The following is a 15,070-nucleotide window of genomic DNA, read 5'->3' as shown; positions in this document are numbered from 1 at the left end:
CTCAACCACCCGCCCGCTTTGCTGCATCCCGATTGATCAGGTAGTCGACGAAGCGTGCCTGCGGGATGGTGACGATGATGAAGAAGACCGCCGCCAGGGTCACCGGTGCCAGAGTGTAGAGCTTGGACTCCCACAACTTCGCCACCTGCAGTACCTCCGGAATCGCGGCGACCGACAGTAGGGCGGTGTCCTTCTGCAGGCTGATGAAGTCGTTCATCAGCGGAGGGACCATCCGCCGAACAGCCTGCGGCACGAGCACCGCCCGCAGCGTCTGGCCGTAGCTGAGTCCCAGCGAGCGCGCCGCGGCACCCTGACTCGGGTGGATCGAGGCCAGACCCGCCCGATAGACCTCCGCGACGTACGCCGAGTAGGTCATCGTCAGCGCGACGACACCGAGCCAGGCGAGGTTCCAGGTCTGCGTGAAGGTGAACGCCAGCGTTGCGCCGAAGGCCACCAGCATGACGGTCACAATGGCCGGGATCGCCCGGAACACATCGCAATAGACGGTGGCGATGAGCCGCAGCGGCGCACCGGCCCGGCCGGGCAGCATGCGCATGATCGCGAGGAGCAGCCCGAAGATCAGCACCAGGATGAAGGACACGATCGCAACCCAGATGTTGATCCAGAAGGCCTGGATCAGTTCGCTGAACGACTGCTTCCACGCGTCCACCCGAAGGAAGGTGTCGGCAACCGCCCCGGAGTTGGTCATCGCCAACCAGAGCACTCCGCCAACGATGATGACGGCCGCTCCGTAACCCATGCCGATGGCGGCATCCTCGCGGCCGCGGGCGGCGACGCGACGGGCCGCGACGACCTGTTTGTCGCGGAGCAGGCCGGCGCGCTTCGATGCCCCCGCGAATCCTTGGATCGTGGGCCACAGCGGGTAGAGGGATACGAGAACGAGGATCACCGCCACGACCGTGGCTGCTGCGTTGTCGTCGTTGTAGTCGCGCAGCAGCTTCACGGCATACAGCATCAGCGCGATGCCGATGATGTCCACCACCAGTGCGACAACCGCCGAGCCCGCCACCTTCTGCGGCGGGCTCGGCTCCGGCGCCGACTGGACGTCGTCCCGAACGAGTGCGTGAGAACTCATCGTCGCCCGTCCAGCGCTCGCCCTACGGAAGCACTCACTTCAGCGACCACACCGGGACTGCCGACGGGTCGCCACCGAAGGCCGGTCCGAGGTAGTCCTTGGACAGCGTCTTCAGCGTTCCGTCGTTGAGCAGGGTGGTGATGCCCTTGTCGAGGGCCTTCTCGTTGGCCGAACCCTTGGGGTAGATCGCGCCGTACTTCTCACCGGTCTTGTACTGTCCCGGCACCTCGAGCTTGCCGCCGGTCTGCTTCGCCTCCGCCAGCACGATCGCCGTGTCCAGCAACGCGACGTCGGTCTGGCCCGACAGGACACCCTGATAGAGGGTCTGCGAGTCGGGGTAGACCTTCTGCGACTTGCACTTCAGCTTGTTCTTCAAGAAGTCCACCGAGGTCGTGCCGGAGTACGCCGCGCACCGCTTGCCCTTGATGTTGTCGGCGGTGATGCCCGCGCCCTTCTTGGTCAGCACACCGATGTTGGAGTCGAAGTACGGCTTGGAGAAGTCGACCACCTTGGCACGCTCGGGCGTGATCGAGATCTCCGCGAGCGCGAGGTCGAAGTTGCTCGTGTGGCCTGCGACGAGCTGATCGAACGACACCGCCTTGATCTTCAGGTGCTTCAGGCCGGCCATGTTGGCCAGCTCGGCCGCCATGCAGTACTCGTAACCGTCCTTGATCGAGTCTGCCGTCGTGCCGTTCCACCACCCCTGTGCAGGCAGCGTCGTCTCGACGGTCAACGTGTCGGCGACGGCGGGCTTGATCTTGATCGAGTTGGCCTTACTGGTGATCTTGCAGTTGCCATAGCTGCCACCACCTCCCGCAGCTTGCGAACCGGATCCGCCGGAGCCTCCCGAGCTGGACCCGCAGGCCGCCAGGGAGGCAGCGATGGCCATCGCACCTGCGATGCTGAGAGTACGTGTGAATGCCATGATGTGGAATTCCTTCCGGCAGCGAACGGCAGTGGCGAGGTCCAGGGTGTGCCTCGTCCATTGCGCCACACGATATGGCGCACGCGCTGATTGTGTGGGAATTCCGCCGAATGTCTCCGGTTTGCAACAATCGCGTGATGTTCCAGGGGCGCCCCCTTCCCACACCCCAGCGTCCGGACCGAAAGCGCCGAGGCGACCTCAGCCCACCGGAGAAGGGTTCTCCCGCAACAGGATTCGACATACGTGCCGTAAGAACCCGATGAAGACGAGGCACCAGATCGCGAAGGCGAGCCACAGCTCGACGCGCCCGATGCCGAGGACCCAGGGAAGTTCCTCGACCTCCCCGAGGTGCACGGAGGCCACGGCATACATCCCCAACGGGAAGACCATGCTCCACAGCGCACTGTCGTAGGTGAGCGGAACGCGACGGATGAAATGGCGCCAGCAGAACGCGAGGATCAGCATCGGCAACAGCCAGGACGCGAACGACCAGAACACGATGGTCGCGGCATCCAGCATCGGCGTGATGTTGCTGACGATGGTCGAACCCGGTGACGCGAGGATCTCCGACCCCGCAAGCACGGTGATCGACGCCGCACCCATGCACACCCAGTACGACGGTGCGAAGTCCGCGTCGTAGAGCATCTCGCGCAGCGCGATCAGCATGCTCTCGGCCCCATAGAGGAAGACGCCGACCGACCAGGCGACGACCGCGAACATCGCGAACAGATGTTGCGCCGAGTGCAGGTGCCGCTCCAGGATGGCGGCCATCGACGCCACCGACTGACTGGAGACCACCCACAGGAACCACGAGCCGTTCGCGTTGCGCACCGTCGACCGATGCCCGCGGTCCAGCATCGTCGCCCACGGCACGGCATACCCGAGCAGGATCCAGGCGCCGAAGCCGGCGATGAACAGCGCGAGGGTCAGCGACAGGATCCCGTGGGTCGCGACGCCCGACGCCAGCACCCCGGCGGCGGCCACGAACGTGAAGTAGCCGAAGGACAGCTGCGGATTGAAGAAGTCGGCCACCGCCTGCGTGCGGAACTGCGCGAATCGCCACAGATTGAGCACGATCAGCACGACGAAGGCGATGCCGCCGATGATCAGCAGGATGTCGGACAGCCAGTCGGCGCCGTCCAGGCGCAGACCGGCCGAAACGATCCCGGTCGCCATCACGAGGGCGAAGTAGCCGGGTGACAACCTGCTGACGGATGCCCGAACCGGACCGTGCGCGACGGTGACCACGCGCTGACGTTACCGCCGACGGCGGCCGCCGACACGGTATGCCGCGCCGACCGCCACCCGAGCTCAGTGGTCGAGCACGCGGTGCCAGTGTTCCTGCGCCGTCGCGGTGCGGGAGGCGCCGTAGACCCGCAGCACTTCGGCGATCGCCGGGTGGTCGGCCGCGACGGTCTCCGCCGCGGCGAGCCAGTCGGCGGCGTCGGCGACCGCCCGGAAGAGTTCCTGCACGTCCCGGACGATCGTCGTCTCGTCGGGCGCCGCCGCGGCGGCGAGTGAGTGCGACGTGGTCCAGCTGTCCTGGCTGGCCGCGATCTGCGGCACCACGGCAGCGGCCTGTTCGGGCGAAACCCGGCCGCTCGCAACGTCTTCGGCGAGCGACCGCAGTTGCGTCAGCCGGGCGTGCGCCATCGGATTGCCGATCTTCACCCGTCGCCCGCTCACCAGGTGCGACAGCATCGGCGCCGAGAGTCCGAGCACCTGCGCGATCCGGCCCTGGGTGAGCCCCAGGTTGTGTCCGATGCCCTCGATGACTGTCGCGAGCGGCGCGCCGTACAACTGCGCCTGGCTCTGCTGGTTGGCCACGAGATCCTCCACCGTTCGACTCCTCCTTCGACGCGCCGGGAACAGCCTAGAGAAAACTCTTGACGATCGGAAACCAAACCAGGCATGGTTACGTCTGTAGTGATGAAGATTACTACTGGAAACACCTGGAGGAACCATGCGAACCCGACATCCAGCCCTCGCCGCGCTCGGTATCTGTGCTCTCGCGGCGAGCGCCTCCGCAGTCGCCGCGCCCGCCGCCCACGCCGTCGAGCCATCCACCGGAAGGCTTGAAATCCTGCTCGATGCCTCAGGATCCATGGCCGACCCGGCGGGTGACGGACACAGCAAGATCCATGACGCCCGACAGGCGCTGACCACGATGATCGACGGCATGCAGGACAGCACCCAGGTCGGCATGCGGGTGTATGGCGCCACCGCGCCACCCGGGAAGGACACCCGCCAGGCGTGTTCCGACAGTCAACAGGTGGTTCCGGTGCAGCCGCTGGACCGGGCCGCCCTGAAGTCCGCGGTCAAGCGCTATTCCCCCAAGGGCCAGACGCCCACGGCATACGCACTGCAACAGGCGGCGAAAGACCTCGGCACCACCGGCCAGCGATCGATCGTGCTGGTCTCCGACGGAGAGTCGACGTGCTCGCCAGACCCGTGCGACACCGCCAAGGAACTCGCCGCCAAGGGCATCGATCTGCGCGTCGACGTCGTCGGCTTCAAGGTCGGGGACAAGGCGCGCAAGCAGCTGAGCTGCATCGCGTCGGCGACCGGCGGCAAGTACTTCCCGGCATCGGACACGACCGGTCTCACCGAGGCACTCGAGACGACCAGAACCCGTGCAGCGCAACCGTTCTCGATCTCAGGTAAGAAGATCACCGGCACGCCGACGAGCAGTGGCGCCCCGGAGATCGGCGCGGGGCGGTGGACCGACACAGTCCCCGCCGACGGCGAGACCGCCAAGTACTACCACCTCAAGCACACCATGCCGAACAGCGATTTCCTGATCGGCATCACGAGTCGCCCCAAGGTCGAGGACAGTCAGTTGCAGTTGTCGGTGTCGACAGCAGACGGCACGTCCTGCGGCTCGGTGTGGCCGATGTCCATCGGCTTCGGCAAATCGTCGCGGGACCTGTTGACCGGATCCCTGTCGACCGCGGCGACCTACAGCTGGAAAGCCGCCTGTCACACCGACGACCTCATCCTCAAGATCGAGCAGACCAACTGGGGAGACGATGCATCGGGCACTCCGATGCAGCTGAGCGTCATCGAGACCCCCGAACCCACGAACAGCTCGATCCTCAAGGGTGACGACCGGTCGACCTCGGCCACGTGGCAGCCCATGCCGACCCAGGATCCGCAGGGCACCAGCGTCGGCGGCACGGGACTGTCCACCGCCACCCGGCTCACGCCCGGCACCAGCACGAACCTCGAGCTCATCCCGGGCGAGCTGAAGTTTTTCAAGGTGTCCGCGACCTGGGGCCAACAGGTCCAGGCAGTGGCGACCGCCGAGCAGAACCCGGCCTACAAGACGTCGAGCATCCGCGAGTTCAACGTCGACATCCTGTCGCCGGTCGGTGGCATGGCGAGTGCCACTTCCGTCGACGGAATGCCCAAGGGTGATCTCGGCACACTGTCCCACCAGCGTCTGCTCGACGACGACGGCGCCCGGGTGGCGGCCACCACCGTCCCGATCCGGCTGCGCAACCGCACCTCCTACTCGGATCGAGCGGTCGGCAGCTCGGTCGCCGGCGACTACTACGTGGTCGTCGGGCTGAGCACCACCACCAGCGGTACGGACACGGTGCGCACGCCGTTGAAGGTCGACCTCCAGGTGGCGACAACGGGCCGGCCGGGTCAAGATGCACCGCGCTTCGCGGCCGGTGAGGGCGTCCGGCCGGGTACGGGTGCGGCCGCCACGGACACGTCCACCTCGCCGGTTCCGCCGACCAGCGGCTCGACCGGCTCACGGTCGTCGACCGCGCCGTCCTCGTCGAACTCGGGCGGGTCGACCTCGACCGCTCCGGCCAGTTCCGCCGGCTCGGTGCGGGCGGTGGGCACCGAGGCGGGCGGTGTGCCCGTCGCGGACGATTCCGGGCACACCAACTGGCCGCTCGTCGGCGGATTGTCCGGTGGTGCGGCGCTGCTCGCGATCGTCGGAGCCGGGGCTGCGATGGCGCTGCGTCGCCGCTGACCGCTCACCCCAGGACGAGCACCAGCACGATCACCAGCAGGATGGCCGCGAGCACCAGGCTCGCGGCCATCAGCACGCGCAACCGGTCGCGGCTGAACCGCGGCCGCTCCTGTGGCGCGCCAGTGGGCACCGGGCCCGTCGTCGCCCGCGGCAGCACGACCTGGGTGGGAGTGGCTCGCGGTGCAGGTGCCGTGAGCTGCTCGAAGACGTATGGCGGCTCGGCGTCGCCCACCCACGGCTCGCCGCCCGGCAGGTACGGCGCCAGCAGCGCACGGGCGTCCGCCGCCGACGCTGGGCGCTGCTGCGGGTCCGGGGCGCTGAGCCGCTGCAGCAGATGCCAGAGTTGCGAAGGGTGCTGGGCCGGCAGCTGGTCGGGGTCGGCGGCGGTGAGCAGCCGCCTCCCGAGCACGCCCACGGCATACAGGTCGGCCGTCGGCGCCGGGTCCGCGTCCGCTGCTTCCGGGGCGACATAGCCGCGGGTACCGACGTTGTGACCGCGCTGGGTCAACCGCGGCTCGCCGACCCTCGTGGCCACCCCGAAGTCGGACACCCGGGCGAGCGGCCGGGCCGAACCGGTCGGCTCCAGCAGGATGTTCGCGGGCTTGATGTCGCGGTGCACGACCCCTGCCTCGTGGATGGCGGACAGCCCCTGCAGCACCTGGTCGACCAGCACCGCGACGTAGCTCTCGGGCAACGGCCCGTGGTCCCCGAGCAGGGTTTCCAGCGAACCGCCGCGGACCAGATCCATCGACAGCGCGATGTGTTCGTCGTCGGCGGCCCAGCCCTGGGGCGCCACCACGTGCGGGTGCTGCACGCGCAGCGACTGCTCCCGGACGAAGCGCAGCAGGGTGCCGGCTTCGGACTGGGTCAGCACCTTCACCGCGACCCACTGCTCGTGCTTGCGGTCCCAGGCGCGCCATACCGCACCCATGCCTCCGGAGCCGATCTGCTCGTGCAGGTCGTAGCGACCGGCGAACGGGTGCGACATGTCCCGCACGATACTTCGTCCACATCCCCGGGTCATCGACTCGTCGTCCACAGGTCGCGATCTCACGGGTGACGCCGCTCGGCACGAAATGCCTACTGTCATCGGCATGTCCGACGACCCAGAGCAGATCCGCGCCCAGGCCAGACGCGCAGCGCGGCTTGCCACCGAGGCCCGGCGTGCCGCGACCGCGGTGGCCGCCAACGGCTCCATCCGGTGGCGCAGCCAGGGCGCGGACCGCTACCGCAAGAAGCTGACCGACCGTGCCGCCGAGTTCCGGCGCCGCGCGGACGACCTCGACGAGTTGAGTCGGTTGCTCTACAGCCACGCGCGGCACGTCGAGGATCACGAGCACGCGATCGGCAAGGTGGTCGGTTTCGTGGAGCACCACATCGATCCGTTGGGGTTCCTCTCATGAGCGACACCGGGGTCCGCGAGGTTGCGGTCGAGCGACAGGTGCTCGATCCGGGCGCGGCCCACGCCGCCGTCGAGGGTATGGCGACAGGCACCTACGCCACGATCTGCGCGGCCACCCGCACCCGCCGGCGATGGACGCTGTTCTCGATGGACGGTCCGGAATTCCGGCTGCTGAGCCAGCGCGGCGACGACTGGCAGTTGACCAGCGGTCCGGGACGGCATCTACCGGGCGAGCTGGCCGGCATACCGCGGCACCTCGAGACCTCCGCCGGCACGCGGCCCGACGACGATCCGCCGCGGGATCCGCGGCCGTCACGACTCGCACCCGGGGACGCCCTCGCCCTCGCCGACGTCGTCCGGCGCGGTGACGCGAAACGGATCCAGGCCGCCTGCGACGACCTGCAGTTGGCCGGCCTGCCGTGGTGGGTCGCCGAACTCGCGTGGGGTGCCGACGCCCTGCTGTCGATGATGCTGACGGTGCACGGCAGACCGCAGCTCGCCACGATGCTGCACCTGCTCCCGTCCGGCTGGGGCTGCCTGCACGCCGACCCGGACGAGGAGCTCACCTTCCGGTCGATGTCCCGTCTCGAGGTGCAGGCCCGGCTCAGCGCGTTCGCGGCGCTTGCCATGGAGTGTGCCGGTGTCTGACACCACGAGCCGACAATGCACCGTGTCCGGCGGCAGCGCGTCGACCGAGGCGCAGTTCACGGACATGCGCAGCGCCGCCGCCCGGTTGGGTGCCACCGGTGGCCAGACCGGCTACTTACGCAGGCAGGTGCTGGGGATCGCGGCCTGCCTGCCGGAGAAGAGCGCGATTCTGTCGCCCGGCTCCGCCGTCGACATCGCCCAGCAGGTCGCGGGGCTGACACTCAACCTCACCGCACTGGGGCTGCACATGGAGTTCACGGCGAGCACCTTGCGCTGGAGCGCGACCGTCTACGAGCTCACCGACACCGCACAGCGTGCGCTGCTCGCCGCCGTCAACGTCGCGACCGCACCGGCACGGCTGAGCGGCGACCTTGCCGTGGACGCCGTGGTGGCCGCGGCCGAACACCCCTGGTCGGCGAGCACCCTCTCCTGGGACAAGGGCCCGTGGGCGGGTGCCGTCACCTCGCATCTCCAGCAGCAGCTGATCAACGACCCCGCCCTGGTCGACGGCCTGGTCCCGTGGACCGGCGCGGGTGTGTGGGTGGCCGGTTCCGCGGCCGCCGCGCTGGGTGACGTCTACGGACAGGCACCGGACGCGCTGCAACACGCCGCCTCGTGGTTCAGCCCGTCGGCCGCGGTCGGCGACTTCGCGGCGACGCACCACCTCCTCGCTCCCCCGCCGGCGCAGGACTTCGAGGGCCAGATCGCCTGGCTGCTGGCCGTCGGGCGCTCACTCGGCTACTTCGACGACACCAGACCGCTGGCCGTCACGCAGACCCGCGAGCAGCACCGCCGGACCAGGAAGCGGCAACTGTCCGACGTGACGGCGGCCGCGGCGGACGTCGAGCACCGTTCCGGCGCGGACGGATCCGTGCTCCTGGTGCGCCGCGTCGTCGGTGCGGACGGCACGGGTGCGTGGGTCGTGGCGATCCCCGGCACCTCGCACTGGCCGTTACGCAGCGACCACGGCCCGTCCAACACCGCAGCCAACCTCGCAACGATGGCGGGCGCGAGTTCCTCGCTCTACCCGGCTGTCGACAAGGCGCTGACCGCAGCGATGAAGGAGTCGGGGGTGCAACCCGGCACGGAGCCCGTCCTGGTCACCGGCCACAGCCAGGGCGGCATCGTCGCGGCCCGGCTCGCCGTCGATGACGGGTTCCGCACCAAGTTCGACGTGCGCGAAGTCGTGACCGACGGCTCCCCCATCGACCGGATACCGATCCCGGACGACGTCCACGTCTTGTCGATCGAGAACAACCACGACATCGTGCCCGAGTTGGACGGCACGGCCGTTCCCGACTCGATGCACCGGGTCGATGTGCGGTGCGAGGCTCCGCCGGGTGAGCACCTGCACACCGTGATCGACGCCCATGACGCGTCCCGCTACACCAGGTCGGCGGGTGAGCTGACCATCGACAGCGACGATCAGCTCGCGCAGTGGTACTCCCGCAACTCCAGGTTCCTGGACGGCAGCGAGACCGACTACGAGTTCGACCTGCGGCGACCGTAGACCCGGCACACTCCCGCGGCGGCGCGCGGGCCGCCGGAGCGCTTCCCGCCGGAGCGCGGTCCGCCGCGCACCGCGGGCCTACGGGGCGGCGGGCAGCGCGTTGGGATCGACCTCGGTCATGGCTCCCTCGAACTGCGACATGTAGAGGCGGTAGTACGCACCGCGTGCCGCGAGCAACTCGTCGTGGTCGCCCTGCTCGACGATGTGTCCGTCCTCCATGACCAGGATCGTGTCGGCGTCGCGGATCGTGGAGAGCCGGTGGGCGATCACGAAGCTCGTGCGGTCCGAACGCAGCGCGGCCATCGCCTCCTGGAGCATGACCTCGGTGCGGGTGTCGACCGACGAGGTGGCCTCGTCCAGGATGAGCATGGCCGGGTCCGCCAGGAACGCCCGTGCGATGGTGATCAGCTGGCGCTCCCCGACCGAGACGCCGGAGCCCTCCTCGTCGATGACCGTGTCGTAGCCGTCCGGCAACGAGCGGACGAACCGATCGACGAACGTCGCCTTGGCCGCGGCCAGGATCTCGTCCTCGGTCGCGTCCAACCGGCCGTAGGCGATGTTGTCCCGGATCGTCCCGTGGAAGAGCCACGCGTCCTGCAGCACCATGCCGATCCGCGAGCGCAGGTCCTGCCGGCTCACCGTGGTGATGTCCTGGCCGTCGATCAGGATGCGCCCCGAGTCCAGCTCGTAGAAACGCATGATCAGGTTGACCAGCGTCGTCTTGCCCGCCCCGGTCGGTCCGACGATCGCGACCGTCTGGCCGGGCTCGACGTGCATCGAGAGGTCCTCGATGAGCGGCTGGTCCGGTGCGTACCCGAAGTTCACCCGGTCGAACTCCACGGCTCCGTGCGTCGGTCGCAGCACCGCGTGCTCGTCGGGGCTCTGTTCCGGGGCGTCGAGCACCTCGAAGACGCGTTCCGCGCTGGCCACCCCGGACTGCATGAGGTTGACCATCGACGCCAACTGGGTGAGCGGTTGGGTGAACTGCCGCGAATACTGCACGAACGCCGTGACGTTGCCGAGGCTCATCGAGCCGTTCGCGACCTGCAACCCGCCCAGGACACAGACGACGACATACTGCAGGTTCCCGACGAACATCATCACCGGCATCACCAGCCCGCTGACGAACTGTGCCCGCCAGCTCACCGTGGTGAGGCTTTCGTTGGTCTTGTCGAACGCTGCGCCGACCTCGTGCTGCCGGCCGAACACCTTGACCAGGTCGTGCCCGGTGAACGTCTCCTCGATCTGCGCGTTCAGCGCGCCGGTGTGTCCCCACTGGGCGACGAACAGCTTCTGCGAGCGCTTCATCACCTGGCTCGTCACGAGCATCACGACCGGTATGGCGATCATCGCGACCAGGGTCAGCCACCACGAGATCGTCAGCATCATCACGATGACGCCGATGACCGTGAGCCCGTTGACGAGCAGCTGGCTCATCGACTGCTGCATCGACTGGCCGATGTTGTCGATGTCGTTGGTGACCCGCGAGAGCAGCTCGCCGCGCGGCTGACCGTCGAGGTAGCGCAGCGGAACGTTGTTGATCTTCGCCTCGACGTCCTTACGCAGGGTGTTCATCGTGTCCTGCACGACCCGGTTGAGCAGTCGCGCCTGGATCAGCTGGAAGAGTCCGGCCACCAGGTAGAGGCACAGCACGACGAGCAGGATCCGTCCGAGCGCGCCGAAGTCGATACCGACGCCGGGGACGACGTCCATCTTGTTGACCATGTCGGCGAGCGTGCCGTGCCCCTGATCCCGCAGCGACTGCACGACCTGTGCCTTGGTCGCGCCGTGCGGCATCGTCGCACCCACCGCACCCGAATAGATCTTGTCGACCGCCTTGCCGAGGACCTTCGGCCCGATGACGTTGAGTGCCACCGAAGCCACGGTCAGCGCGATGATCACGATGAGCGTCGACCGGTGCGGGCTGAGCCGGTGCATCAGCCGTTTGGCGGATCCGGTGAAGTCCTTGGACTTCTCCGCCATACCCATGCCCATGCCCGGCCCGCCGGGGCGTCGCATCGGTTTGGCGCTGCGCGGCCCCGGCGCCGGAACGGTGGCCGCCTGGGGGTCCTTCTTCTTCGCCATCACGCCACCTCCTCGCCGAGACCGCCCTGGGAGGCGACGATCTCGCGGTACGCCTCGCAGCTGTCGAGCAACTCGTCGTGCGCGCCCATGCCGACCACGTGCCCGTCATCCAGCACCACGATCGAGTCGGCACCGCGGATGGTCGAGACGCGTTGCGCGACGATGAACACCGTCGCCTCGAGCACGTGCGGCGCCAGTGCCTCGCGGAGCCGGCGATCCGTCGCCAGGTCGAGTGCGGAGAAGGAGTCGTCGAACAGGTAGATACGCGGCTGGGCCACCAGTGCTCGTGCGATGCACAGCCGCTGGCGCTGTCCGCCGGAGACGTTCGTGCCACCCTGGGCGATCGTGGCCTCCAGGCCGCCGTCCATTCGCTCGACGAAATCACGGGCCTGCGCGATCTCCAGCGCGGTCCAGAGCTCCTCGTCGGAGGCATCCGGGTTGCCGTACCGCAGGTTCGACGCCACCGACCCCGAGAAGAGGTAGGCCTTCTGCGGCACGATCCCGATGTGGCCCCACAGCAGTTGCGGGTCCAGGTCGCGAACGTCGACACCGTCGATCAGCACGGCGCCCTCCGTCGCATCGAACAGCCGCGCGATCAGCGACAGCAACGTCGACTTCCCCGACCCGGTCGAGCCGATGATCGCGACAGTCTGTCCGGGCTCCGCGCGCAGCGTGACGTCACGCAGCACCGGGTCGTCGGCACCGGGGTACTGCATGGTGGCGCCACGGAGCTCGACCACGCCGCGCACCCGGGTCGGCGTGACGGGACGATCCGGGGCGTGCACCGACGACTCCGTGTCGACCACCTCGGTGATCCGCTCCGCGGCGACCGCGGCGCGCGGGATCATCATGAACATGAAGGTCGCCAGCATGACCGAGATCAGGATCTGGATCAGATAGGTCATGTATGCCGACAGCGACCCGATCTCGACGTCGCCGTTCGCGATCTGGTGCGCCCCGAACCACCACACGCCGATGGTCGACAGGTTCATCACCGAGAAGACGAGCGGGAACATCGTCATCATCAGGCTGCCGACCCTGGTCGAGATGTCGGTCAGCTCGTCGGTCGCGACGTCGAAGCGCCGCTCCTCGTACCCCTCACGGGTGAACGCCCGAATGACGCGGACACCGGTGAGGTGCTCGCGCATCACCCGGTTGACGGTGTCGATACGCCGCTGCACCAGCCGGAACCCCGGCACCATCTTGCGCACGACGGCTGCGACCGCGATGCCCAGCACGACGACCGCGACCAGCACCAGCCAGGACAGCCCGGCGTCCTCACGCAGCGCCATGATCACGCCGCCGACCATCATGAACGGTGCACTCACCATCAGCGTGCAGCTCATCAGCACCAGCGTCTGGACCTGTTGCACGTCGTTGGTGCTGCGGGTGATGAGTGACGGTGCCCCGAACTGGTTGACCTCTCGCGACGAGAAGCGGCCGACCGACCGGAAGATCGACGCGCGGGTGTCCCGGCCGAAGAACATCGCGATCCGGGCCCCGAAGAAGGCCGCGCCGATCGAGCCGCAGATCTGCAGCACGGAGACGGCGAGCATGATCCCGCCGGTGTGCCAGATGTACCCGGTGTCGCCCTTGGTCACCCCGTTGTCGATGATGTCCGCGTTGAGCGTCGGGAGGTAGAGGTTGGCGCCGACGTTGAGCAGCTGCAGCAGCACCAGCCCGACGAGCAACCCGCGGTATGGCGCGAGCCGCTCCCGGATGAGCTTGAAGAGCATCTATCTGCCTCGAATCAGTCGTGTGTCAATGAGTTTCGCGTCTTACCACGCCGTAGAGCACCATCTGGACGATGTCCTCCGCGCGCAGGACCTGCCCGTCGTTGATGTGCCGGTGGCTGCCGCTGAAGGTGAGCAACCGGCACATCCGGGTGACCTGGTCGATCGGCAGCCGCAGCTCGTCGGCATACGGTTGCACCAGGTCGTGCACCAACGTCCCGATCTCCCGCTCTTGGCGACGCTGCACTTGCGGGTCACGAAAACGCTCGGGCGGCCCCATCAGGCTGAAGGCGCCCATGACGTCGAAGATCTCCACGAACCGGGCCTGCAGGAGTCGGACGATCTCGATCATCACCGATTCCAGACCCGCGTCGCCATCGACTTTCTGCAACGCGTCGACCAGCGGTGCGGAGTCGAAGGTGCGCTCCAGCACCGCGTCGAAGAGCTCGTCCTTGGTGGCGAACGCCCGGAAGATGGTGCCCTCGGCAACCCCGGCCGCTTCGGCGATCTCACGGGTGGTGGGGAGCTTGGGGCCCTCGCGGATCAATCCGAGAGTCGTGTCGAGCAGCGCCTCCCGCCGCTCGTGCGGCGGGAGGCGACGCGCTCGTGTGGTGGCTCGTTCCGTCGTCCTGCTGCCCATGGATCGGCAATCTAGCATAAATGAGTGAGTGCTCACTCATTTATTTTCGGGGCGCGGCAGGAGCCGAGGACTTCGTGGGATAGGTCAGCCCAGGCCGTTGCTCGAGATGAACTGCTTGGCGACGGTCGACACGTCCTTGTGGTCGACCTGGACCTGCTTGTCCATCGCAGCCAGCTTCGGCGTCGTCAGCTTGGCCTGCACGGCGTTGAGGATCGTCTGCACCTGCTGGGTGGCCTTCGCCTTGCTGATCAGCGGGATGACGTTGTCGCTGCCGAAGACGTGTTTCGGGTCCTGCAGCACGACGAAACCGTCGGCCTTGATGGACGGGTCGGTCGTGAAGATGTTCGCGGCCTGGGCCTGGTTGTTCTTCAGCGCCTGGGCGATCGCGGTGCCCTGCAGCGCCCGGAAGCTCTTGGGCACCAGGTTGTACTTCCGCTTCAGACCCTTCAGACCCTGCTCCCTTCCCTGGAACTCCGACGGCGCCGCGAAGGTCACCTCACTGGAGTGCTTCGCCAGATCGCCGATCGTCTTCAGGTGCCACTTGTCGGCGGTCGCCTTGGTCACGGTGACCGTGTTGGAGTCCTGCGCCGCCGCAGCGTCCAGGATCGTCTCGCCGGCCGGCAGCTTCTTGACCAGCGCCGCCCGGACCGCGTCGGGTGCGGTCTGCGTCGCCGACGCGTCGTAGAAGGTGAGCAGTGAGTAGGCATATTCGGGGATCAGGTCGATCGATCCCTGCTTCAGTGCCTTGAGGTAGACCTCGCGAGCACCGATCGGGTCCCCGGTCGTTGCCTTGACGCCCTTGGCGTTCAGCGCCGCGGCGTAGATCGCGGCGATCAGCTCCGATTCGGGGAAGTTGGCGGCACCGACCCGGATCGTGCCGGCCGCGGCCGTGCCGCTCGGCACGTTGCCCGCAGTGCTCGAGCCGTTGCCGAGCGGGTTGTCGCTTCCTCCGCCGCACGCGGCGAGCGCGAGCGACGCTGCGATGCCCAGTGCGGTCACGGAGAGTGTGCGCTTCATGGTGTGTCCTCATCTCGGTTGGGATC

The 15,070-nt window shown here is 67.9% G+C and carries 13 protein-coding genes; 4 read left to right on the top strand and 9 right to left on the bottom strand.

Annotation, left to right across the window (positions count from 1 at the left end; genetic code table 11):
- Nucleotide 1: 1 nt before the first annotated feature.
- From FHU39_RS20015 to FHU39_RS20000, 4 genes are all read right to left on the bottom strand, one after another.
- Nucleotides 2-1,096: an amino acid ABC transporter permease gene (locus FHU39_RS20015; protein ID WP_183322495.1), complete on the bottom strand. Its 1,095-nt coding sequence runs from the start codon at nucleotides 1,094-1,096 to the stop codon at nucleotides 2-4.
- Between the two features lie 34 nt (nucleotides 1,097-1,130).
- Complete coding sequence (locus FHU39_RS20010) at nucleotides 1,131-2,021, bottom strand: ABC transporter substrate-binding protein (RefSeq protein WP_183322494.1); 891 nt, start codon at nucleotides 2,019-2,021, stop codon at nucleotides 1,131-1,133.
- Between the two features lie 198 nt (nucleotides 2,022-2,219).
- Complete coding sequence (locus tag FHU39_RS20005) at nucleotides 2,220-3,269, bottom strand: tellurite resistance/C4-dicarboxylate transporter family protein (protein WP_343066038.1); 1,050 nt, start codon at nucleotides 3,267-3,269, stop codon at nucleotides 2,220-2,222.
- Nucleotides 3,270-3,332: 63 nt separating this feature from the next.
- Nucleotides 3,333-3,860 carry a DNA-binding protein gene (locus tag FHU39_RS20000; RefSeq protein ID WP_183322493.1) on the bottom strand — a complete coding sequence of 176 codons (528 nt, stop codon included), beginning with the start codon at nucleotides 3,858-3,860 and terminating at the stop codon, nucleotides 3,333-3,335.
- A gap of 124 nt (nucleotides 3,861-3,984) precedes the next feature.
- Between FHU39_RS20000 and FHU39_RS19995 the strand changes: the two genes are divergently transcribed.
- Nucleotides 3,985-6,009 (top strand): vWA domain-containing protein, encoded by a 2,025-nt coding sequence (locus tag FHU39_RS19995; RefSeq protein WP_281379814.1) that lies wholly within the window; start codon nucleotides 3,985-3,987, stop codon nucleotides 6,007-6,009.
- A 4-nt stretch (nucleotides 6,010-6,013) separates the two neighbouring features.
- Here the strand turns inward: FHU39_RS19995 and FHU39_RS19990 are convergent, their stop codons facing one another.
- Nucleotides 6,014-6,997: a serine/threonine-protein kinase gene (locus FHU39_RS19990; RefSeq protein ID WP_183322491.1), complete on the bottom strand. Its 984-nt coding sequence runs from the start codon at nucleotides 6,995-6,997 to the stop codon at nucleotides 6,014-6,016.
- A 106-nt stretch (nucleotides 6,998-7,103) separates the two neighbouring features.
- Between FHU39_RS19990 and FHU39_RS19985 the strand changes: the two genes are divergently transcribed.
- From FHU39_RS19985 to FHU39_RS25100, 3 genes are read left to right on the top strand one after another with little or no spacing between them, the layout of a single operon-like run.
- The gene (locus FHU39_RS19985) at nucleotides 7,104-7,412 is read left to right on the top strand and encodes a hypothetical protein (protein ID WP_183322490.1); all 309 of its coding nucleotides are present in this window, start codon (nucleotides 7,104-7,106) and stop codon (nucleotides 7,410-7,412) included.
- Nucleotides 7,409-8,059 (top strand): hypothetical protein, encoded by a 651-nt coding sequence (locus FHU39_RS19980; protein ID WP_183322489.1) that lies wholly within the window; start codon nucleotides 7,409-7,411, stop codon nucleotides 8,057-8,059. Before FHU39_RS19985 ends, FHU39_RS19980 begins: the two co-directional genes overlap by 4 nt.
- A complete protein-coding gene (locus FHU39_RS25100) occupies nucleotides 8,052-9,569 on the top strand; it encodes a PGAP1-like alpha/beta domain-containing protein (protein WP_183322488.1) in 1,518 nt (505 codons plus the stop codon). The genes FHU39_RS19980 and FHU39_RS25100 overlap by 8 nt, the downstream gene beginning before the upstream one ends.
- A 78-nt stretch (nucleotides 9,570-9,647) precedes the next feature.
- Here the strand turns inward: FHU39_RS25100 and FHU39_RS19970 are convergent, their stop codons facing one another.
- The 4 genes from FHU39_RS19970 to FHU39_RS19955 form a co-directional block, all read right to left on the bottom strand.
- Nucleotides 9,648-11,654: an ABC transporter ATP-binding protein gene (locus FHU39_RS19970; protein WP_183322487.1), complete on the bottom strand. Its 2,007-nt coding sequence runs from the start codon at nucleotides 11,652-11,654 to the stop codon at nucleotides 9,648-9,650.
- Nucleotides 11,654-13,390: an ABC transporter ATP-binding protein gene (locus FHU39_RS19965; RefSeq protein WP_183322486.1), complete on the bottom strand. Its 1,737-nt coding sequence runs from the start codon at nucleotides 13,388-13,390 to the stop codon at nucleotides 11,654-11,656. Before FHU39_RS19965 ends, FHU39_RS19970 begins: the two co-directional genes overlap by 1 nt.
- A gap of 25 nt (nucleotides 13,391-13,415) precedes the next feature.
- Complete coding sequence (locus FHU39_RS19960) at nucleotides 13,416-14,027, bottom strand: TetR/AcrR family transcriptional regulator (protein ID WP_183322485.1); 612 nt, start codon at nucleotides 14,025-14,027, stop codon at nucleotides 13,416-13,418.
- A gap of 84 nt (nucleotides 14,028-14,111) precedes the next feature.
- Nucleotides 14,112-15,044, bottom strand: a complete 933-nt coding sequence (locus FHU39_RS19955; RefSeq protein WP_183322484.1) for an ABC transporter substrate-binding protein — start codon at nucleotides 15,042-15,044, stop codon at nucleotides 14,112-14,114.
- Nucleotides 15,045-15,070: the final 26 nt, after the last annotated feature.

Source organism: Flexivirga oryzae, from assembly GCF_014190805.1.
In the GTDB taxonomy this organism is placed as follows: Bacteria; Actinomycetota; Actinomycetes; order Actinomycetales; family Dermatophilaceae; genus Flexivirga; species Flexivirga oryzae.
Note: the sequence above shows the minus strand (reverse complement) of the source record. Positions and strands in the feature narration are given on the sequence as shown.